This window comes from Streptomyces sp. CBMA152 (assembly GCF_014596475.1).
Lineage (GTDB): Bacteria > Actinomycetota > Actinomycetes > Streptomycetales > Streptomycetaceae > Streptomyces.
In genome coordinates, this window is sequence record NZ_MECJ01000002.1 from 274875 (window position 1) to 295578 (window position 20704).

Here is a 20704-nt window from a genome sequence, read left to right on the forward strand (position 1 = left end):
TGCGCCCTGCCTGCCGGGCCCGCCATTTTTGTTGCTGATTCGGCAAGGGCATCAACGACGGCGCAGCGGCACCCCCGGCTCCCACCGCTGCTGGTACCGGCCGGCCGACGCACCGGCGGTGAACGCGGCCGAGGACGCGGTCGACGTCCCCACCCGCCAGTCGATCTCCTTCACCGCCTGGTACCAGATGACCCCGATGATGTCGCGCCGCCGGGGCAGCGTGCGGAACATATCGGTGATCCACTCGGCCTTCCGCCCGGCCGCGTCGGTGGCGCCGACCTCGGTGATGACGAGCGGCTTACGGGTGAAGCGCCGCAGCTCCGTCCGAGACGGGTTGAACAGCCGGTCGAACGACTGGTAGTTCTCCTTGCCCACCGTGCCGTAGTAGCCGGACAGACCCACCCAGTCCACATACGCGTCCCCGGGGTAAAGCCCGGCCAGCGGTGTGGAGTTGGCGTAACTGATGTTGGGGCTCCACACCCACACCGCGTTGCGCGCGCCCACCGCGTCGAAGATCCGGTGGACATGGCGCCAGGCCTGCACGTACTCACCGGCGCCGTTGCCGTTGGACTGCTCGCACCACGGGTACCAGTAGCCGTTCATCTCATGGGCGAAGCGGATGGCCACGGGGTAGTGGAGCGACTTGATGCCCTGAGCCCAGGACCGTACGTACGCGTCGAAGGAACCGTCGATGATGTGGGAGAGACGGTATGTGGGTTGTTCGCCGCGCAGCCTGGGCTCCTTGGCCTCGGCCGTGTGGTCCCAGGGTTCCCAGGCGATCATCGGGAGCATGCCCCGCTCGGCGACACGGTTGATCGCCCCGGCGTCGAAGTGGTCGCTCTTCCAGTCGGCCGAGAACTCGTACACCTGCGGATGGTGCCCCGTCTGCCGGGCGAACTCGGCGGCCTCCGTGAAGTCATGGGTGCCCGCCGAGGTGAAGACGCCGATGAACGCCTTTCCGGTGGCGGGGAAGGAGGCGGTGGTGGGTTGCTGTGCGGCGGGGTGTCGGTCGTCGGGCAGTACGGTCGTCGGGGGCAGTACGGCGTCGGCGCGTGCGGCGGCCGCGCGGCGGTCGCGGTCCGCCAGGTCCGGTGCCAGCGTGAAGGTGTACCAGGTCAGCAGTACGGCACCGAGCAGCGCGAGCAGCCGTGGTGCCGTGATCTTCACCGTTCGGCCCTCGCGGTGCGCAGCCGGGTGGAGAGGCCCTGGACCAGTGCGAGCAGCGGCGGGGCCGAACCGGCCGCGAGGCCGAGCAGTGTCCACATCCGCATCGCGGTGTAGTCGTGGTGGTGCAGGAAACTGGCCGTGAGCAGAGCCCCGGCCATGAGCGCCCACAACAGGTGCAGGCGGAACGTGCGCAGCGACTCCGAGCTGCGCAACTCGCCCTTGGCGGTGACGACATACGCCAGCGGTCGGCGCAGCAGGGCGTTCGCCGCCGCGTCGATGTAGACGGGTCCGGCGAAGAGCGAGAGCAGGATGCCCGCGATACCGATCTCCCGTCGCTCGTGTTCGGCGAGGTTGAACCGCCGCAGCCACAGCCACAGCGCGAACGAGCCGCCCATCCCCGCCGACCACAGCAGGAACCAGGGGAGACCCGGCAGTTGGATGGAGGAGACCCCGAGCAGCATGTACAGAGCGGTGGCCAGGGTGCCGAGGCCCAGACTCATGGCGACGCTCGGGTAGTAGAACTGCACCAGGCCGTACAACAGCCGCTGCCCGGGCCGCAGTTGAATGCCCTCCCGCAGCCGGGAGTTGAGGGTGATCTCCCAGACGCCGTACGCCCAGCGGCGCTGCTGGTTGAAGTAGTCGGTCCAGGTCGTCGGGCCTTCACCGATCGCCACCACATCGGGGGTGTAGACACCCTTCCAGCCGTTCCCGGTGGCGGGGTTGACCGTGCCGTGCACCCGCATGCTCGTGAGGTGGTCCTCGATGATGGAGTCCTGATAGCCGCCGATCTTCTGCCACGCGGTGACACGGTAGAGGTGGTTGGTGCCGATGAGCAGCGGCGCGTCCAGACCGTTGCCGCCGCGCTCGACCATGCTGCTGAACAGGTACTGCTGCACCGAGGCGCCGTGCGAGACCCAGTTGTCGTACGCGTTGCCGTACACCTGCGGGGCGACGACGAACGCGGTGTCGGGGGCGTGGAAGTAGCCGAGCGTCCGCTCCAGGAAGCAGGGGAGCGGCACATGGTCGGGGTCCATCTGGGCGACCACGTCGTAGTCGTTCTCGTGCTCGGCGCGCCAGGCGTTGTGGTTGCCCGACTTGGTGCGGGCGCGGAACGGGCCGGACGGCTGGTTGTACTCCGGTCGGCCCTTGCGGCTGAAGTGGTGCACGCCGAGCCGCGCCGCCATCTGCCGTACGGCCGGATCGTCGCCCTCGTCCAGGATCCAGACGTCGACGGTGCAGTTCCAGCGCTCCACCTCCAGCATGGCCCGCAGGGTCCGCTGGACGACGGCCAGCGGCTCCTTCGACGGCACGATGGTGGTGAGCATGGCGACGCGCAGTCCGGACGGCGGGACCATGGGGATGGGGTCCTTCGCCCGGAAGGCGAACACCCAAATGGCCGCCGCCTGCACGACTTTGATCGTCTCGACCCCGATCACCAGACAGAACCCGACCCGGGCCAGACACAGCCCGCAGCCCCCGAGCCCGGTCACCCCGGGTCCGGGCACATGTTCGGGCAGCAGCAGCCAGCCGATGAACACGATGTCGGCGAGCGCGGTGGCGGCGGTCACCGCCGTGAGCAACACCCGCTGGTCCAGGCGCAGTACGGGGCAGTACGCGACCTCCCGGCCCGGGTTGGCCAGCGGGCCGCAGGCCCGGGCGGCGCGGACATAGGCTTCGACGGCCGACGCGTTGCGGCGATCCCTCCTCTCGGCGCGCCGATCGGGCCGGGATGCATCTCTGGACATGTCCCCCCTTAGTGGCAACCAGCGTCACTCCGCTGTGAACAGGCCACTACCTGTTGTGAGTGAAGGACAGCGGCGTCGGCCGCCCGGTTCCCGCCGTTCTCGGATACCACCCGCTCGGATGTGAGAGGGCTCGGACGGGGCTCAGATACGAACGGCGTACAGGGTGCTGTCGTCGCCGCCGAAGTACACCGTGTCCTGTGTGACGGCCGGTGAGTGCACGGGGGCGGAGGCGGAGAAGGCCCACAGCTGCTCTCCGGTGGTGGAGCGCAGTGCGTAGAGCTTGGTGTCGTCGCTGCCCACGTACACCACGGATCCCGCCGTGACCGGTGAGTGCACGTCTCCGGCGGCGGTGAACTCCCAGGCGGGCTTGCCGGTTTGGGCGTCCAGTGCGTGCAGTGTCCTCCCACCGCCCACGTACACCACACCCGTGGCGATCGTGGGGTTGGAGCCGACCGAGGCCCCCTCGAATCGCCATACCTGCTTTCCGGTGCCCGCGTCGACGGCGTACAGGTTTCCGTCGGTGCTGCCGAAGTAGACGAGGCCGCTCGCGGTGCAGGGTATGCCGGACACGGCCCCCTTGGTGGTGAAGGCCCACCGCTTGTCACCGTTGTTCGCGTTCACCGCGTAGAGGTTGGTGTCACTGCTGCCCACGTACACCGTGTCGCCCGAGACGGCGGGGGAGTGGGTGTCGTTGTCCGCGGTGAAGGCCCATCTGCGGTTTCCGTCGGCGCTGTCCACGGCGTACAGGCGGTGATCCGCGCTGCCCACGTACGCGACGCCTCCCGTCACGACGGGGGTGTGGACGATGCCTCCCGTGACGAACCGCCAGCGGACCTTGCCCGACAGTGCGTCGAAGGCGTAGAGCGTACGGTCGTCACCGCCGAGGTAGACGCTGCCGCCAAGCACGGTGGGTGCGGAGCCGATGGCCGCGCCGGTCGTGTACGACCAGCGGCGCGTCCCGTCGGCGACGGCGAGCGCATACAGCGTGCCGTCGTTGCTCGCCGCGTAGACCAGATCGCCGGCGACTCTGGGATACGACAGTACGGTGCCGGTGGTCGTGAACCGCCAGCGCGGCGTTCCCGAGGTGGCCGACTTGCTCCCGTGTGTGAGGGCCCACGTGGCAGCGGCCACCCCACCGGCGGCCACGACTCCCGCAGCGCCGTACAGCAGTCGGCGCCGACTGACCGGCCGCTCGGGCAACGGCGCTGGTGGGAGCGCAGGGGTGTAGGGGGGTGCGGGCGGCGTCACCCGGTCCGGGACCGGGACCTCCGCGCTCTGCCAGGTCGTCGGCAGCCACCCGGCCGAGAGCAGTTCCACCGGCGACCGGCCGCCGGTCAGAGCGGGCATCAGAGCCGCCAGGGTCGGCCGGTCGGCGGGCTTCTTCGCCAGGCACCAGCCGATCAGCTGGCGCAACCCGGCCGGAATCGCTCCCAGATCGGGCTCCTCGTGCACCACGCGGAACAGTAGCGCCGCCACCGACACTTCCCCGAAGGGCCCGGCGCCCGTCGCGGCGAACGCCAGGACCGAACCGAGCGAGAAGACGTCCGACGAGGGCTCGATCGCGTGCCCCTGGATCTGCTCGGGCGACATGTACCCAGGAGAGCCGATGGTGGTTCCGGTGAGGGTGAGTCCGCTGTGCTCGGCGAGCCGGGAGATCCCGAAGTCGATGACGCGGGGCCCGTCTTCGGCCAGGAGCACGTTCGCGGGCTTGAGGTCCCGGTGGATCAGGGAGGCACCGTGAATCGCGGTCAGCGCCTCCACCAGTGCGGCCCCCAGCGCCCGTACCGACCGCTCGGGGAACGGTCCGCACTTCTGCACTGCTTGCTGGAGCGAGGGCCCGGGAATGTAGGCGGTCGCGAGCCACGGCTGACGCCCCTCGGGGTCCGCGTCGACCACCCCGGCCGTGAAGAACCCGCCCACGGCCCGGGAGGCCATCACCTCGCGCACGAAGCGCTGCCGGAACGCGGGTTCCTGTACGTACTCGGGACGGATGACCTTGATCGCGACCCGTCGACCGCTCGGCGAATACCCGAGGTAGACACGGCCCATGCCCCCACTGCCCAACTGGGCCACCACTCGGTACGGTCCCACGGCGACGGGATCGTCAGGCCCCAACGGCTCCAAGGCGCCCCCCGGGTCACGTCCTGGACGAATCACCAACTCGCTTGCCGTAGAAGCGTAGCGAAGCCAGGCCGGGCGCCGCGGGGAAACGCGCTTGACGTGCGTCGGAGTGGGGGGATCGGATGACGCCCATGAGCACAGGGCAGCTGGATCCGGATCTGCGTCCCATCGACGACGAACTCGTACGCGAGCTGATAGATAGTCAATTCCCGCAATGGACGGGGCTGATGGTGAAGCGGATTCCCTCCGGTGGCACGGTCAACGCCATGTTCCGGCTGGGCGAGGACATGGTCGTACGACTGCCCTTGGTGCAGGGTGGGGCTGCGGATGTGTCGATGGAGCGGAAGTGGCTGCCGCGGCTCGCGCCCTTGCTGCCCACGGCCGTGCCCGAGGTGCTGGGGGCCGGGGAGCCCGCCGAGGGGTATCCGTGGCCGTGGTCGGTGTACCGGTGGCTGGCGGGGGAGAACCCGGAGGAGGGGGCGCTGAGCGAGCCGGTGCTGTTGGCGAAGGATCTGGCCGAGTTCGTGACGGCGATGTGGAGCGTCACGCTGCCCGGGGCGCCGTGCGCCCACCGTGGCGGGCCGTTGGATTCGCTCGACGCGTCGACCCGGGCTGCGATCGAGGAACTGCGCGGGATCCCGGAGGAGGGCGTCGACTGCGATGCCGTGGCCGCTGTGTGGGAGGACGCGCTGGCGGCGCCGGGCTGGGACGGCCCGCCGGTGTGGCTGCATGCCGATCTGATGCCGGGCAATCTGCTGGTGGACGGCGGCAGATTGACGTCGGTGATCGACTTCGGGTGCATGGGGGTCGGCGACCCGGCCTGTGATCTGTTCCCGGCGTGGAACCTGCTGCCTCCCGATGCGCGGCGGGTCTTCCGCGAAGCGCTGGACGTGGACGACGCGATGTGGCGTCGTGGCCGGGGGCGGACGCTCTCGCAGGCGCTGGTCGCGCTGCCGTACTACCGCACGACCAACCCGTCGATGGCACGCAACGCCCGGCACGTGATCCGGGCGGTGCTGGCGGAAGCCGCCTGACTCGGGGCTCTCAGCGGGGCGCGTCGGTCTTGGTGAAGACGTACTCGTCGAGGATGAGGCCGATGGCGACGGCGGCCGGGATGGCGACGAGTGCGCCGATGATGCCCAGGAGTGCGCCGCCGATCAGTACGCCGACGACCGTGACCAGCGGGTGGACGTTCACCGCGAACTTCATCACCTTGGGCACGATGAGGTAGTCCTCGGCGAGCCGGAAGGCGGTGTAGAAGCCGGCCGTGGCGATGGCGACCGGCAGCGAGACGGACAGGGCGATGAGACTGACGACGATGCCGCCGATCGTGGACCCGACGATGGGGACGAGGTCCATCAGGGCGACGAAGACGCCCAGCGCGGCGGCATAGCGCACCCCGGTCCCCTCGCACCACAGGAAGGTGGCGAGACCGGCGATCGCGGAGGTGGCGACGTTGCCGAGCATGTAGCGGCCCGTGCGCGACAGGATCTCCTCGGTCATGGCCCGTACGTGCTCACGCCGGTCGAAGGCGACGAAGCGCAGGCAGAACTGTTTGAGCGCCGGCAGGAACGCCATCATGTACACCGCCACCACGACGACGATCACGGTGGAGGCCACGGCGCTGATCACGGCCTTCCCCGCCCCGAGCAGCCCGCCCACCAGCCCGGACGTCCCGCCGGACGAGAGCCGCTGGTTGGCCTTGTCCAGCAGATGGAAACGATCCTCCAGCCTGCCCAGCGTGGAGTGGTGGTCGTGCAGCTGCTTCAGCCACCCGGGGATCGACTTGGTCAGGGCATTGATCTCGTTGCTCACCGGCGGGATGACCAGGGCGAGGAACCCCGCCAGGACCGCGAGCACCAGAACCAGTACGACGGCGACGGCCAGTCCGCGCGGCAGCCGGTGGCCGGTCAGCCAGGTGACGACGGGGTCCAGCGCGATGGCCAGGAACATGGCGAGCAGCAGGAGCGTCAGCAGATTGCTGAGCTGGACCAGCGTCTGGGTGGTGAGCCAGGCCAGGGTGCCGCCCAGGCCCAGGCCGAAGCCGACCTTGAACCAGGACGTGCCGTGCGCCGCGGCCGGACGGAGAGCGGGACTGTGGGGGCTCGCCGGTGCGGACGCGTCGGCGGAGCCCTCGGCGGGGTCTCGTCCGTCGGGGTCGTCAGGCCGGGGGGAGGACATCGTGGTGCCCCCGTCCACCGGGGTCGGCCGAGGCGGCGGAGCGAGTGGCCCTCATGCGTGCCTGCCTCTCGTCGGTGTTCCGTGGTGGCGCTGTCGTGGCTGTCCTGGAGCCGTGGGTCCTCTCGTGCCCGTTGTTCCCAGTATCCCGATGCGCGGACTCCATGCCCGGCGTGCGGGACGGCCTCATTCACTCGTATGGCCTATGGCGCGGGCGGGCCCGGCTCCCGTAGACAGGTAGGAAATCGTTCCCGGAATCGGGCCGGGCAACCGGCTGCGGGGCGTCGGCCGTGGCTGTGCCCGCGCTCCTCTCGGCGCTCCGAGATGCACTTCACGAGCCCAGTGGGGACTCTGTAGGCGGGGGCAGTACGCAAGGAGGATGGCCATGTCCGTGATGGACAAGCTCAAGCAGATGTTGAAGGGTCACGAGGACCAGGCGGGACAGGGCATCGACAAGGCGGGTGACTTCGTCGACGAGAAGACCCAGAGCAAGTACAGCAGCCAGGTCGACACCGCCCAGGACAAGCTCAAGGAACAACTCGGCAGGGACCAGGACCAGCCCCCACAGTCGTAGCGGCGCCACCGTCGCATGGGCCCGGCTCGCACAGAGCCGGGCCCGTTCGGCGTGCGCCGACTGCTGACGTCCGCCCGCGCGCCCGTGCCTATCCGAGCAGATCCAGCAGCTGACGGGACGGGATGACGGGAAAGGTCACGGGCGGGGTGGCGGAGACAGGCTTTCCCAGCTCGCTGAACCGCACCGAGACGGCTCGCCCACCGTCGACCGAATACTCCGCGCCCCGCAGTACGGGCTTGCCGTGCGCCGACACGTAAACCCGAACGGTGACAGGCCCGTTGACCTGAACCAACGAGCGTACGCGCGCCCCGTCACGCTCCACCACGGGCCCGGCGTTGACAGTTCCGTCACCGTTCCCGGCCTCTGCCAGCAGGCGACCCGCCCGACAGACCGGGGCGAGGCCCTCCACCTCCGGCTTCGCACCGGGCAGATCGGTCACCAGGTACGCCCCGCGCAGCAGCCGGGCGGCCCGCCACGCCGGGTCCGACCGCGGGTCCGCCACGGGATCGATCACCTCGTCGAGCGGGCCGCCGTGCAGAGCGGCGAGCGCGTCGGGCACCGCGGCGTCATCCCAGTGCGTCCAGACCCGTTCACCCATCATGATGCTCTCGGCCCGCCCCAGCCGCCCCGTGCAGTTGCCGTGCGTATCCACTCGGGCGTCCACCGGCGTGCTCGACCCGTCGGCCGCTCGCAGACTGCCCACCATACGAAACGATCCGGCCGCACGAAGAGGTTGCACCGCCTTCCGCAGTGCCTGTGCGTCACTGTCCTTCGCCGCACCGCCCCCGGTGCACGCCGACGTGCCCGCCACCACCGACAACGCGGCTAGGCAGAGCCCGGATATCCGTAACGCACGGGCGGCGCCCATGTGTCCCCCAAGTGATCGATGGTGAGGCCCACTAGAGGTCACTCTTCACCATGGCCATCGTCCGGCACATACCCCCGCGCGCCACGTTCCGTGAGGAGTCGGGCCGGATCCTGACAGGGTCCGTATGGCCCGTGTTAATTGCGAATTGGGTGAACCGTACAGGCTGCGCATATCGTCCTCACTTCCGGGAGAGGCGGATCGACGTCAGCGGGGAGTGGACGTTCGTGGCACTGAGCGAACTGAAGACGAAGATGAAGAAGAAGTACGCCGTGGGCATAGCGGTCGGGGCCTCGGTGGTGGCGCTCACGGGGGCTGTGTGGGGCGCGACGCTGTTGACCGGGTCCGGGCACGACAGTGCTGCGCGCGGGGGCGCGGCCGGTAACCAGGGTTCCGTACGCGAGGGTTCGGAGCGTCCGGAGGTGACGGTTCCGCAAACCATCGCGCACGCGGCCGAGTCGGGCGGGCAGGCCGTGAACATCACCATCGACGACGGGCCGGACCCGAAGTGGACGCCCAAGATCCTGCGGGTTCTGAAGGAGAACCAGGTCAAGGCGGTGTTCTGCATGATCGGCCCGCAGGCCAGGCAGTACCCGGAACTGGTGAAGCAGGTGGTCGCGGAGGGCCACCGGCTGTGCGACCACACCATGACCCACAACACCTCGATGGACAAGAAGCCCGTGGCCTACCAGCAGCAGGAGATCCTGGCCGCGAAGAAGATGATCGAGGACGCCGCCGGGGGAGCGAAGGTGGAGTACTACCGCGCCCCGGGCGGCGCCTTCACCCCGGACAGCCGGCGCATCGCGGCAGGGGCCGGGATGCGGCCGCTTGGCTGGAACGTGGATACGAAGGACTTCGAGAAGCCGGGAACGGGCGTGATCGTCAACAACGTGCACCGGGAGCTCACGAACGGTCCCACGATCCTGTTCCACGACGGCGGTGGCGACCGCCACCAGACCGTCGCGGCGATGGAACAGATCCTTCCGTGGCTCAAGGAGCAGGGCCACCCCACCAGTTTCCCGGTGCGGACCCAGCCCTGACGGGAGGGGACACTGCGGTACGGCACCCCGTGTGAGGTGGAGGGGGCACGGGGTGCGTCGTGGCCGGGGAACTCGCCCCGCTGTGGCCGAAAGTAATGTTCTCCGGCGACGGAAGCGTCGCGTTGGACATGGCATGAACAATGCAGTGGGATGGACGCGGACGCTGGACTGGCAGGTCTTGACCACCCCGCGGGCCCCTTCCGGGCCAACAGGCGGGCTCACACCGGGGCCCGGGTCGCGGCCGGGGCCCCGGATGGAGGGGACTCCGGTGTACGAGGCGGTGGTGCGGCTGTGGCTGTCGCTGGGGCGGGAGGTGCCTCGGCAGAGTGGGGCGTGGGTTGTCGACTCCTGGCGTGCCGGGGGCGACGGCCCCGATTTCTTCGGTCGGGGCTGAGCCGCCGCGCCGCGCTGGAGCGGTGGTTCGGCTGCGGACCGTGGGGCTGGTCGCGCCCACGCGGCGGAGCCGCATGATGTCACGGCCCCGCGCCCTGTAGGTTCGCGGAACCGTTTCGGCGCCTCATGAGCGGGTTGGCTAACTGGCCTTACACACCACGGGAGTTGAGGCGTCACGGCCCCGCGAAAATCACGCGCGCCCCTTTGGTCGTGAGCGGTACCGTCCCCGGATGCATAGTGACGACGGATACTTCGGCGGCGAGGTCGCGGCCGCGTATGACCAGACCGAGGCGGACATGTTCCGCCCGGACGCCGTGGAACCGGCGGTCGATCTGTTGGCCGAGCTCGCCGGGGACGGACCGGCGCTCGAACTCGGCATCGGCACCGGGCGGATCGCGCTACCGCTGGCCGCGCGCGGCATCCCGGTGTCCGGTATCGACATGTCCCGGGCCATGGTGGACCAGCTGCGTGCCAAGCCGGGAAACGACGGCATCGGCGTGACGATCGGCGACTTCGCGACGACGCGGGTGGCGGGGGCGGGCACGTTCGCGGTCGCCTACCTCGTCTTCAACACCATCAACAACCTGACCACGCAGGACGCCCAGGTGGACTGCTTCCGCAACGCCGCCGACCATCTGCGGCCCGGCGGCTGCTTCGTCGTCGAGGTCAGCGTGCCGGAGCTGCGCCGGTTGCCGCCGGGGCAGACCGCCGTGCCGTTCCGCATCAGCGACACGCAGTGGGCGTTCGACACGTTCGACGTGGTCACGCAGGCGATGAGCTCCCACTACGTCACGATCGTCGACGGCCACGCCGAGCACCGCTCCCTGCCGTTCCGCTACGTGTGGCCGTCCGAACTGGATCTGATGGCGCGGCTCGCCGGGCTGAGGCTGCGCGACCGCTGGGAGGGGTGGTCACGTACGCCGTTCACGGGCGAGAGCCGACGCCACGTCTCGGTGTGGGAGAAGCCCACCGCGTGAGGCCCGCGAGCGATCGGCTCAGGAGTCACCACCCACCGCGAACCGGTCGAGCGCCCGGAGAACATACCCCCTCGTCGTCTCGCCGCCCAGGTGCCCCGCGTCCTCGACGACGATCAACTCCGCGTCCGGCCAAGTGCGTTGGAGCTCCCATGCCGTGTCGAGCGGTCCGCCCATGTCGAGGCGGCCGTGGATCAGGACCCCGGGGATGCCGGTCAGCCGGTGGGCCTCGCGCAGCAGCGCGCCTTCGTCCAGCCAGGCGCCGTGGGAGAAGTAGTGGGAGCAGATGCGTACGAGGGCGAGTTGGGCCGTCGCGGGGCGGTCGCCGTACGGGTTCGTGGCGCCGTTCGTCTCGCCCGACAGGACCGCGTCCTCCCAGGCGCACCAGTCGGCCGTGGCCTTCTCCCGCACCTCGGCGTCGGGGTGTTCCGCGAGCCGGGCGTAGGCGGCGACGATGTCGCCGTCGCGTGGGGTGCCGGGGGCTCCGGCGAGAAAGCGCTCCCACTGCTCGGGAAAGTACCGGCCCACTCCGCGATACAGCCAGTCGATCTCCGAGCGCCGGGTCGTGGTGACACTGGAGATGACGATTTCGGACACGCGGCTGGGATGCTGTTCGGCGTACGCCAGGATCAGCGTCGATCCCCAGGAGCCGCCGTGCAGCAGCCAGCGCTCGATGCCCAGGTGGTCCCGCAGCCGCTCCATGTCGGCGATGAGGTGTGCGGTGGTGTTGTGCCGCATGTCGGTCGTCGGGTCGCTCGCGTGCGGGGTGCTGCGGCCGCAGCCGCGCTGGTCGAACAGGACGACCCGATACCGGTCCGGGTCGAAGTATCGCCGCGCCCCGATGCCGCACCCCGACCCTGGCCCGCCGTGGACGACGAGCGCGGGCTTGCCGTCCGGGTTGCCGCACATTTCCCAGTACACGAGGTTGCCGTCGCCGACATCGAGCATCCCCTTGTCGTACGGCTCGATCGGCGGATGCGACTCGACCACGTCAACTTCCTTTCAGACATCCCAGGTCCCTCAGACGAAGGCGGCCGCATGGTCGGCGGCCCACCGGGCGAACGACAGCGGTGGACGGCCGAGCACCCGTCGTACGGTATCCGTCGCCGGGGACCCGCCCTCGGTGGCGGCGGTGATGAACTCCACGACCGCGGCCGCCGTCTCCCGTGACCCGAACCGCTCGAAGTCGTCCAGCGCCTGCGCCTCGGTGAGCTCCTCGATCCGGATGGGCCGCCCCGCGGCCTCACCGATCAGCTCGACCTGACGGCGCTGCGACAGCAGCTCCTCGCCGGTCAGAAGGTCACTGAGATCGCCGAGGCCGCCCGCCCCGTCCTCGGACCGATGGCCGGTCAGCGCCGCGACCGCGACCTGCGCGATGTCCCGCTCATGGATCGGCGCGGTCACCGCGTCCGGGTGCAGCAGCCGGGCCACGCCCTCTTTGCGGATCGAGTACGCCCAGGTCAGCGCGTTGCCGGCGAAGACGAGCGGACGGATCGGGGTCCAGCGCAACCCGGCGGCGGCGAGCACCCGCTCGGCCGCCCGGTGCGCCAGCGAGATCGCGTTGGCCTGCGCGTACGGCAGGAGCACGCTTCCGGACGACAGGAGCACCACATGCTCTACACCCGCCGCGCGAGCTGCCTCCGCGAAGTCCGCGATGCCCCGCGAGGTGACGTACAGGAAAACCTTCCGCACCCCGTCCAGCGCGGGCGCCAGCGTCTGCGGGCGGGTCAGATCGGCCGCGACCACCGGCACGCCGGGCGGCAGATCCGCCGACTCGGGATGGCGAGCCGAAGCGCGTACCGGCTCGCCCGCCTCGACGAGCTGATCCAGCACATGCCGCCCGACACTTCCGCGGGCCCCGATCACGAGCGTGGTCATGGTCGTCCTCCCCGGGTCGGCGTACTCCCCGACCCTCAGCAGCCTTCACGCAGGACCAACTGCCCCCGGCAGCCTCGGACAACGTAGTCCCAGCAGCGGGTCCTACGCCGTCGTCTGCCGCAGTACGACCTGTTACGCCTTCTTGACCACGCTGGACGAGTGGTGGTGGGGGCCACGGAAACCAGCCGGGTCCAATGCAACTTATGCAACCAATGCAACCAATCGGGCCGAAAGTGACGTCATGGCAGATGTCCCACCGTACGAACGCCTTCTTACGAACGAACGAAAGGACATGACTGTGCGACCCATCGGAGCCCGTGCGAGTCGGCGGACCGTGTTGGCGACCGGGGCCGGGGCGGCGCTCGCCGCCGTGGCCGTGGCCGCCCCGGCCCGTGCTGTCTCGCCCGCGACCGGCGACCGTGTCACCCGGCAGCTGCGCGCCCTGGAGCGGGAGCATGGTGCGCGCCTCGGTGTGTACGTGCATGACACCGCCACGGGACGCACGGTGGTGTACCGGGCGGACGAGCGCTTCCCGATGTGCTCGGTGTTCAAGACCCTCGGCGCGGCGGCGGTCCTGCGGGACCTGGACCGCAAGGGCGAGTTCCTGGCCCGCCGCATCCGTTACACCGCGCAGGACGTGAAGGAGTCCGGCTACGCGCCGATCACCGGCAAACCCGAGAATCTCGCTCGCGGTATGACGGTGGCCGAGCTGTGCGAGTACGCCATCACCTACAGCGACAACACCGCCGCCAACCTCCTGTTGCGTGAACTGGGCGGGCCTACCGCCGTCACACGTTTCTGCCGTTCTATCGGCGATCAGGTCACCCGCCTCGACCGCTGGGAGCCCGAACTGAACTCGGCGGAGCCATGGCGAGAGACGGACACCACCACGCCCCGGGCCATCGGACGGACGTATGCCCGCCTCGTCCTCGGTGACGCGCTCGGCCACCGCGACCGCCGGTTGCTCACCGACTGGCTGCTCGCCAACACCACCAGCGGTGAACGCTTCCGCGCCGGTCTGCCCGCCGACTGGAGGGTCGCCGACAAGACCGGGGGAGGCAGTTATGGCGTCACCAACAACGTCGGTATCGCCTGGCCTCCCGGCCGCCCACCGGTTGTTCTGGCCGTCCTGACCACCAAGCCCGCCCAGGACGCGCCCGCCGACAACCCTCTGGTCGCCAAGACGGCGTCCGTGCTGGCGGCGGCGCTGAGCTGAGCTTCGGCAGCGGTCGACGCGACCGGGCCGCCGAATAAATCCAGCTGACTGCGGCGTCGAACTCGCCTATCGTCAGCGTGATTTCCGGCGGACACCTCAGTCGGCCGGGGACGACGACGTGGAGGTTGATGGTGCGCTACCGCGAGCTGGGCCGCAGTGGGTTGTCCGTGTCCGAGATCGGTTACGGCGCCTGGGGCATCGGTGAGTCCAGTTGGGTGGGTGCGACGGAGGACGAGTCCGTACGCGCCCTGCACCGCGCCATCGACCTCGGCGTGAACCTCATCGACACAGCTCGTGGTTATGGCGAGAGCGAGCGGATCATCGGGCGCGTGGTGCGTGAGCGGGCGGGGGACGAGGTGTTGGTCGCCACCAAGGTGCCGCCGAAGAACCGTGTGTGGCCCGCGCCCGCCGGTATCGACCCGGCCGAGGCGTTTCCGGGTGAGCACATCCGTACCAGCCTGGAGACCAGTCTGCGGGCCAGTGGCCTGGACCACTTCGACGCCCTGCAGTTCCATGTCTGGAGCGACGACTGGATGGGGCGCGGCGACTGGTTGGAGACCATCGCCGAGCTGAAGCATGAGGGCAAGATCCGTCTGTTCGGTGTCTCCATCAACGACCATGAGCCCGACAGCGCGCTCGCGCTCGTGCGCAGCGGCGTCGTGGACAGCGTGCAGGTCATCTACAACGTCTTCGACCAGGCGCCCGCCGACGCGTTGCTGCCCGCCTGCGAGGAGCATGGCGTGGGTGTCATCGTGCGCGTGGCGCTGGACGAGGGCGGTCTCACCGGCCGGATCACCGCCGACACGACGTTCCCCGACGGCGACTGGCGCCACCGCTACTTCCGTGGTGACCGCCCGGCGCAGATCGAGCGGCGGGTGGCCGCGATCGTCGACGACCTCGGTATCGAGACCGATCAGATCGCCGAGTACGCGCTGCGGTTCGTCCTGAGTTCACCGGCGGTCTCCACCGTCATCCCCGGTATGCGCAGCGTCCACAACGTCGAGCGCAACACCGCCCTCAGCGACGGGCGTCCGCTCACCACCGACCAACTCGCCGTGCTGGCCAAGCACCGGTGGGAGCGCAACTTCTACTCCTGATGGGGTAGTTGACGGGAGAGGGCCGGTCGGGGGCATCGTCGTCGCCACGATGCCCCCGACCGGCCCGGTTCCGTAACGCCTACGGGTCAGGCGCTCAACGCGTTGACACGTACGGCCATGTTGCCGGACGGGTGCTTGTTCTCGTACATCAGCTGGTGTGCGAGGCCGGTCTCCTCGAAGTCGCCGACCCAGGACAGACACGGGTCGAGCTTCTTGCTGGCGGCGAGCTCGATGACCTGTCGGCACTGGCGGATGTTCGCGAAGTGCGAGCCCTGGAGGCGCTTCTGACGCATCCACAGGAACCGCAGGTCCACATCGCCGTTGTAGCCGCTGGTGCCACCGCAGATGACCACCATGCCCGCCGTGTCGCACAGGTACATGGAGGTGGGGATGGTGTTCTGGCCGCTGTGCTCCAGCACGATCTTCGGCGCCCGGCGCTCGCCGAGGACGTCCCAGAACTTGGTGCCGAAGGCGCGGACACCCTTCATCCACTTGCCCATGGCCGCGCTGTCCGTGGTGTCCGGCAGCCGGCCCCAGTGGTCGAACTCGTTGCGGTTGATGAACCCTTCCGCGCCGAGCTCCAGACAGTGCTTGCCGCGCTCCTCGTCGGAGACCACGGCGATGGGCACACCGCCGCGGATGCGGGTGATCTGGATCGCCATCGAGCCGAGGCCACCGGCGCCGCCCCAGATCAGCACCGGGTCCCCGGGCTCCACGGTGTGCGGGGCCCAGCCGCACAGCTGCCGGTAGGCGGTCGCGCCCGTCAGCAGGAAGCAGGCCGCCTCCTCCCAGGTGAGGTTGGCCGGCTTGGGGTGGCACTGGTAGTCGTCGACGAGCGCGTACTGCGCGAACGAGCCGTAGTTGGTCTCATACCCCCAGGCGTTCTGGGTGGCGGAGGTCATCGGGTCGGCGCCCATCCGGATGTCCTGGGCGGTCTCGTCCCAGGTGCAGCCCGAGAGCATCACCTCGTCGCCGACCTTCACACAGCTCACGCCCTCGCCGACGGCCCAGACTATGCCGGACCCCTCGGAGCCGCCGATGTGGAAGTCCTCGGGCTCGCCGCGCTTCTGCCGCCCGGCGATGACGTCGTACGGGTAGCCGAGGGACGCCCAGACGTTGTTGTAGTTGATGCCCGCGGCCATCACATAGACGAGCACCTGGCCCCGGCCGACGCGCGGCGTGTCCACGACCTCCATGGCGAAGCCCTGCTCCGGCGGACCGTAGCGGTCCGGGCGGATGACCGACGCGTGCATACGCGAGGGCACCTCGCCCAGCGGGGGCATCTGTCCGATGTCGTACAGGTCCTTGGTCAACTCTTCCTCCACCTGGTGTTTCTGTCGTTGCTGTCGAGCAGGGGGTGTCGCGGGGGTCGTCAAGCGACGGTGTCCGCTCCGAGTTCCACTTCGAGCTCCCGGGCCAGTGACGCGGTCGTGGTCTCCTTCACCAGCCGGGTCATGGGCAGGGCGACGCCGAGGTCCTTCTCCAGCCGCTTGCGCAGCTCGGTGGCCATGAGCGAGTCCATGCCGAGCTGGCTGAACCGCTTGTTCACATCGAGCCGGGCGACGCGCATCTTGAGGACGGCGGCGACGTGCTCCGCGACGCGTTCGGTGACGGTGCGGTTCGTGGCGGGCTGGGGTGTGGCTTGCGGTGCGGGGTGGGGCTGGGCCTGTGCTGCCGCGACGGGGGCGGGTGCCGCGACGGGCGCGGCGGTACGGACGGGTGCGGCGACCGGCGTCGCGGCCTCCACCCCACGTGCCGTACCGGCTGCGTTCGCCGCGATCCGCAGGCTGCCGCGCAGCTCGATCACGAAGCCACTGGAGGGGTCGGTCAGGCGCAGCTCGCCGGTGAGTTCGATGCCCTGGCCCAGGCCGTGCACCTCGCCCGGTTCCGCCGCTCGCGCGTGCTCGGCCGTCATGGTCGCGTTCACCTTGTCTTCCTCGTTCTGTTCGCCGGTGCGGCGACGTATCGGCATGCCCTTGGCCTCGGCGACGACACGGCGTTCGTCGTCGAACAGGGCGATGTCCAGGGCGAGTTCGCCGTCGGCGGCCTCGGTGATCCGGCACGCGGTCCACAGCTCGTCCGTCGCCGGGCCGTACACCGTGAACCCGGTGAGGTTCGGCGTGAGGAGCGAGGGATCGGGGAGCAGCGCCAGGGCCGGCTGGTAGGCCGACCGCACCAGATCGGGGTGGACCGGGTGACCCGTGCGGGGCTCCATCGAGGCGGGCCGGTGCAGTCGCGCGACGGCCTCGCCCTGCCCGAGCCAGATCTCGTCCAGTACGCGCCGCAGCGCACCGGCCCCGGCCGTGCGGCGGTAGAACGTGTCGGGATCCAGCCGGTCCGGGCAGCGCGCCAGGATCTGGTCGAGCGGTTCGTGCCCGGCCGGGGTCCCGTCGGGCAGCACCGTGGCGGTTCCACCGGCACGCCGCGTCCAGTCGCCGTCGCCGGGTCGGCTCGTGACCTCGAACTCCCAGCTCCCGTCGGTCGCGGCCGGGGTGAGGACGACCCGCAGGGTGTGCGCCTCGCCGGGCCGTACGAGCAGCGCCTCCTCGATGTCCACCCCGGTGAGCAGCACCGACTCGCTGCCCGAGGTCAGGGCGGCGGCGGCCCTGGCGACCTCCACGAACTCCGGCCCGTGCACCACGGCCGGACCGCCGTCGGCGCTCTCCGGCAGGAACGGCGACCCCGCCGCGTCCAGCCGGAACTCATGGGACTGCGGCAGTGACTCCAGGTCCTCCACCCAGTAGCTCTCCCGCTGCCACGGATACGTCGGCAGCGGTACGGCACGGCCGCCGCCGTACAGCCCGTTGAAGTCGACGCGGGCGCCCGTCTCGTACACCTTGCCCAGATGGGTCAGCAGGGTGCGGCGTTCCGGTTCCTCGCGGAGGAGGGAGCCGATGGCGGTGCCGGGCAGGGCGGCGTCGTCGAGGGAGTCCTGCACCGCGCCCGACAGCACCGGGTGCGGGCTGATCTCGATGAACACCGTCTCACTCTGGAGCGCGGTGCTGAGCACGGCCTCGTGGAAGTGGACGCGGCCACGGATGTTGCGGGTCCAGTACGAGGCGTCGAGCCCGGTCCCGTCCTCCAGCTCACCGGTGACCGTGGAGCGCAGCGGGATGCGTCCGGCGCGCGGCTCGATCTCCCGTAGTTCCGCCGCGAGTTCATCGAGCAGCGGGTCCATGTGGGCGCAGTGCGAGGCGGCTTCGGCCTTCATGACACGGCAGAAGACATCGCGGCTGTCCAGCTCGGCCTTGATCTTCTCGATGCCCTCGATCTCCCCGGCGAGGACGGTGGTGCGCGGGCCGTTGCTGGCCGCGACCGAGACATCGACGGCGAGCTCGGCGATGAGCTGTTCGGCGTCGGCGGCGGCGAGCGCGGCCACCGACATCGTGCCGCTCCCGGCGACGCGGTCGCGGATCAGCCGGGCCCGGCGGCAGACCACGGCCGCGGCATCCGCGAGGCTGAGCGCGCCCGCGACGCAGGCGGCGGCCGATTCGCCCATGCTGTGCCCGATGACCACGTCGGGTTCGACGCCCCAGGCCCGCCAGGTCTCGGCGAGCGAGACCTGGATCGCCCAGAGCACCGGGTGCACGATGGCCACGGTCTCGCCGATCAGGTCGCTGCCGTCGCTGAGCCTGTCGATGACGGACCAGCCGGTCTCGGCGCGTACGGCCTCGTCGCAGCGGATCAGCGCCGCGCTGAACGCCGGTGAGACGTCCATGAGTTCACGGCCCATGCCGATCCACTGGGAGCCGTGGCCGGAGAAGACGAAGGCGATCTGCGGGCGGCCCGCGTAGCCCGTGTGGCCGTCCTCGGCCAGGGTGTCGCGCAGGCGCTCGGCGAGTGCGTCGTGGCTGTCGCCGACGACCGAGAGGCGGCAGTCGAGGTGCGGGCGCCGAGTGGCGGCGGTGTGGCAGAGGTCCGCGAGCTCGGCGCTGCGGCCCGCGCCGCCCGGGGCGAGGTGGTGCGCCAGGTCCTGGACGCGCTGCCGCAGGGCTTCGGGGGAGGCGGCGGAGAGGGTGAGCAGGTGCTCGGCGCCGGTCTCGGTGGCGGCCGGACGGCGGACGCCGCCTTCGTCGGGCTCGGCCTCGGTCAGGACGAGGTGCACGTTGGTGCCGGACACGCCGAATCCGCTCACCCCGGCGGCCAGCGGGCGCCCTTGTACGTCGAGGGGTACGGCGCCGAGGCGCGGGATGTCGAGACCCGCGCCGTCCCAGTCGACCGTGGAGGTGCGTTCGGTGACATGGAGGCTGCGCGGGATGGTGCGGTGCTTGAGGGCAAGGGCGATCTTGATCAGCCCGAGCACGCCGGCGGCGGAGCCGGTGTGGCCGATATTGCTCTTCACCGAGCCGACGAGCAGCGGCCGGTCCGTGCGGTGGCCGGTGAACGCGGCGGCGATCGCGCCGAGTTCGACCGGGTCGCCCGCGCGGGTGCCGGTGCCGTGGGCCTCGATGTAGTCGACGTCGGAGAGGGCGATCCCGGCGTGCTCGTAGGCGAGTTGGAGCATCTGGCGCTGGCCGCTCAGGGCGGGGCTCATCATGGTGTCGCTGCCCGCGCCGTCGTTGTTCATCCCCCAGCCCCGGATCACCGCGCGGATGGGGTCGCCGTCGGCGATCGCCCGGTCCAGCGGCTTGAGCAGGACCACGCCGACGCCTTCACTGAAGACGAACCCGTCGGCGGCGGCGTCGCCGAAGCGGCAGTTCTCCGAGAAGACGTTGGCGTCGACGAACCCGTGGTTCTCGGTGTTGGCGAGCAGCAGCTGCGAGCCGCCCGCGATGGCCAGGGTGGACTCGCCGGCCTGGAGGCTCTGGCAGGCGAGCGCGATGGCGGTGAGGGAGGACGAGCAGGCGGTGTCGACCGAGAGTCCGGGCCCGGCGATGTCCAGGGCGAACGAGACGCGGCCCGTCGTGGTGGAGCGCGAACCGGCGCCGAGCGAGGCGTGGATGTCGGGCCAGCCCACGCTCTGCTGGAGATCCCAGTAGTGGACATTGGTGGTGCCCGCATAGACGCCGGTACGGGTCCCCGCGAGCTCGGCGGGGTCCTGCCCGGCATCCTCAAGGGCCTCCCAGACGGTCTCCATGAAGAGCCGCTGCTGCGGGTCCATGCCCGCCGCTTCCCGGGGGGAGATCCCGAAGTACTCGGCGTCGAACCGGTCCACGTCCTTGAGGAGCGCGGAGCGGACACGGGCCCCGGGAATCTCGTACTGCCGCCCGAACCTGACCGGCGGAACGTCCTCGACCGAGCAGACCTCGTCCATCAGGAGCTGCCAGAAAGCGTCCGGGCCGTCGGCGCCGGGGACCCGGCAGGCCATTCCCACGATCGCTATCGGTGCGGGCCGCACCGGGGTGTCTTGACCCATGATGTGTACGTGACTTCCTTAAGTCGGGCAGACCGCACGGCAGTCGGCTGCGCGGGATCGGATTCGACTCTCGCAATAACGGCCGGGAATGTTCAACATC

Annotated in this window: 15 protein-coding genes; 6 read left to right on the forward strand and 9 right to left on the reverse strand. The window is 70.1% G+C overall.

What is annotated here, in order from left to right:
* Positions 1–51: 51 nt before the first annotated feature.
* The 3 genes from BG418_RS02210 to BG418_RS02220 all read right to left on the reverse strand — a co-directional run bounded on the left by BG418_RS02210 (position 52) and on the right by BG418_RS02220 (position 5003).
* Positions 52–1167 carry a glycosyl hydrolase gene (locus BG418_RS02210; RefSeq protein ID WP_188271913.1) on the reverse strand — a complete coding sequence of 372 codons (1116 nt, stop codon included), beginning with the start codon at positions 1165–1167 and terminating at the stop codon, positions 52–54.
* Positions 1164–2912, reverse strand: coding sequence for a glycosyltransferase family 2 protein (locus BG418_RS02215; protein ID WP_188271914.1), 1749 nt, complete (start codon positions 2910–2912; stop codon positions 1164–1166). The genes BG418_RS02210 and BG418_RS02215 overlap by 4 nt, the downstream gene beginning before the upstream one ends.
* Positions 2913–3053: 141 nt before the next feature.
* Positions 3054–5003: a serine/threonine-protein kinase gene (locus BG418_RS02220; RefSeq protein WP_317453467.1), complete on the reverse strand. Its 1950-nt coding sequence runs from the start codon at positions 5001–5003 to the stop codon at positions 3054–3056.
* Positions 5004–5164: 161 nt separating this feature from the next.
* On the opposite strand from BG418_RS02220, the gene BG418_RS02225 reads away from it, so the two are divergent.
* Positions 5165–6067, forward strand: coding sequence for an aminoglycoside phosphotransferase family protein (locus BG418_RS02225; protein WP_188271916.1), 903 nt, complete (start codon positions 5165–5167; stop codon positions 6065–6067).
* A 10-nt stretch (positions 6068–6077) separates the two neighbouring features.
* On the opposite strand, the gene BG418_RS02230 is transcribed toward BG418_RS02225, so the two are convergent.
* Positions 6078–7214 carry an AI-2E family transporter gene (locus tag BG418_RS02230; RefSeq protein ID WP_188271917.1) on the reverse strand — a complete coding sequence of 379 codons (1137 nt, stop codon included), beginning with the start codon at positions 7212–7214 and terminating at the stop codon, positions 6078–6080.
* 382 nt (positions 7215–7596) lie between these two features.
* Here BG418_RS02230 and BG418_RS02235 point away from each other — a divergent pair, with 382 nt between their 5' ends.
* Entirely contained in the window at positions 7597–7785 is a 189-nt protein-coding gene (locus BG418_RS02235; RefSeq protein ID WP_188271918.1) for an antitoxin, read from the forward strand.
* Between the two features lie 88 nt (positions 7786–7873).
* Here BG418_RS02235 and BG418_RS02240 read toward each other — a convergent pair whose 3' ends face one another.
* Positions 7874–8491, reverse strand: a complete 618-nt coding sequence (locus BG418_RS02240) for a hypothetical protein (protein ID WP_188271919.1) — start codon at positions 8489–8491, stop codon at positions 7874–7876.
* 413 nt (positions 8492–8904) lie between these two features.
* Between BG418_RS02240 and BG418_RS02245 the strand changes: the two genes are divergently transcribed.
* Positions 8905–9690: a polysaccharide deacetylase family protein gene (locus BG418_RS02245; RefSeq protein ID WP_188272298.1), complete on the forward strand. Its 786-nt coding sequence runs from the start codon at positions 8905–8907 to the stop codon at positions 9688–9690.
* A 623-nt stretch (positions 9691–10313) separates the two neighbouring features.
* Complete coding sequence (locus BG418_RS02250; protein WP_188271920.1) at positions 10314–11060, forward strand: class I SAM-dependent methyltransferase; 747 nt, start codon at positions 10314–10316, stop codon at positions 11058–11060.
* Positions 11061–11078: 18 nt separating this feature from the next.
* Here the strand turns inward: BG418_RS02250 and pip are convergent, their stop codons facing one another.
* Entirely contained in the window at positions 11079–12047 is a 969-nt protein-coding gene (gene pip / locus BG418_RS02255; protein WP_188271921.1) for a prolyl aminopeptidase, read from the reverse strand.
* 30 nt (positions 12048–12077) lie between these two features.
* On the reverse strand, positions 12078–12935 hold the full coding sequence (locus BG418_RS02260) for an NAD(P)H-binding protein (protein ID WP_188271922.1): 858 nt from the start codon (positions 12933–12935) through the stop codon (positions 12078–12080).
* Positions 12936–13227: 292 nt separating this feature from the next.
* On the opposite strand from BG418_RS02260, the gene bla reads away from it, so the two are divergent.
* Both bla and BG418_RS02270 read left to right on the forward strand, forming a co-directional pair.
* Entirely contained in the window at positions 13228–14151 is a 924-nt protein-coding gene (bla, locus tag BG418_RS02265; protein ID WP_223184213.1) for a class A beta-lactamase, read from the forward strand.
* Positions 14152–14282: 131 nt separating this feature from the next.
* Positions 14283–15248 carry an aldo/keto reductase gene (locus BG418_RS02270; protein WP_188272300.1) on the forward strand — a complete coding sequence of 322 codons (966 nt, stop codon included), beginning with the start codon at positions 14283–14285 and terminating at the stop codon, positions 15246–15248.
* Between the two features lie 86 nt (positions 15249–15334).
* Here the strand turns inward: BG418_RS02270 and ccrA are convergent, their stop codons facing one another.
* Positions 15335–16561: a crotonyl-CoA carboxylase/reductase gene (gene ccrA, locus BG418_RS02275; protein WP_223184215.1), complete on the reverse strand. Its 1227-nt coding sequence runs from the start codon at positions 16559–16561 to the stop codon at positions 15335–15337.
* 59 nt (positions 16562–16620) lie between these two features.
* Positions 16621–20604 carry a type I polyketide synthase gene (locus BG418_RS02280; protein WP_188271923.1) on the reverse strand — a complete coding sequence of 1328 codons (3984 nt, stop codon included), beginning with the start codon at positions 20602–20604 and terminating at the stop codon, positions 16621–16623.
* Positions 20605–20704 lie beyond the last annotated feature (100 nt).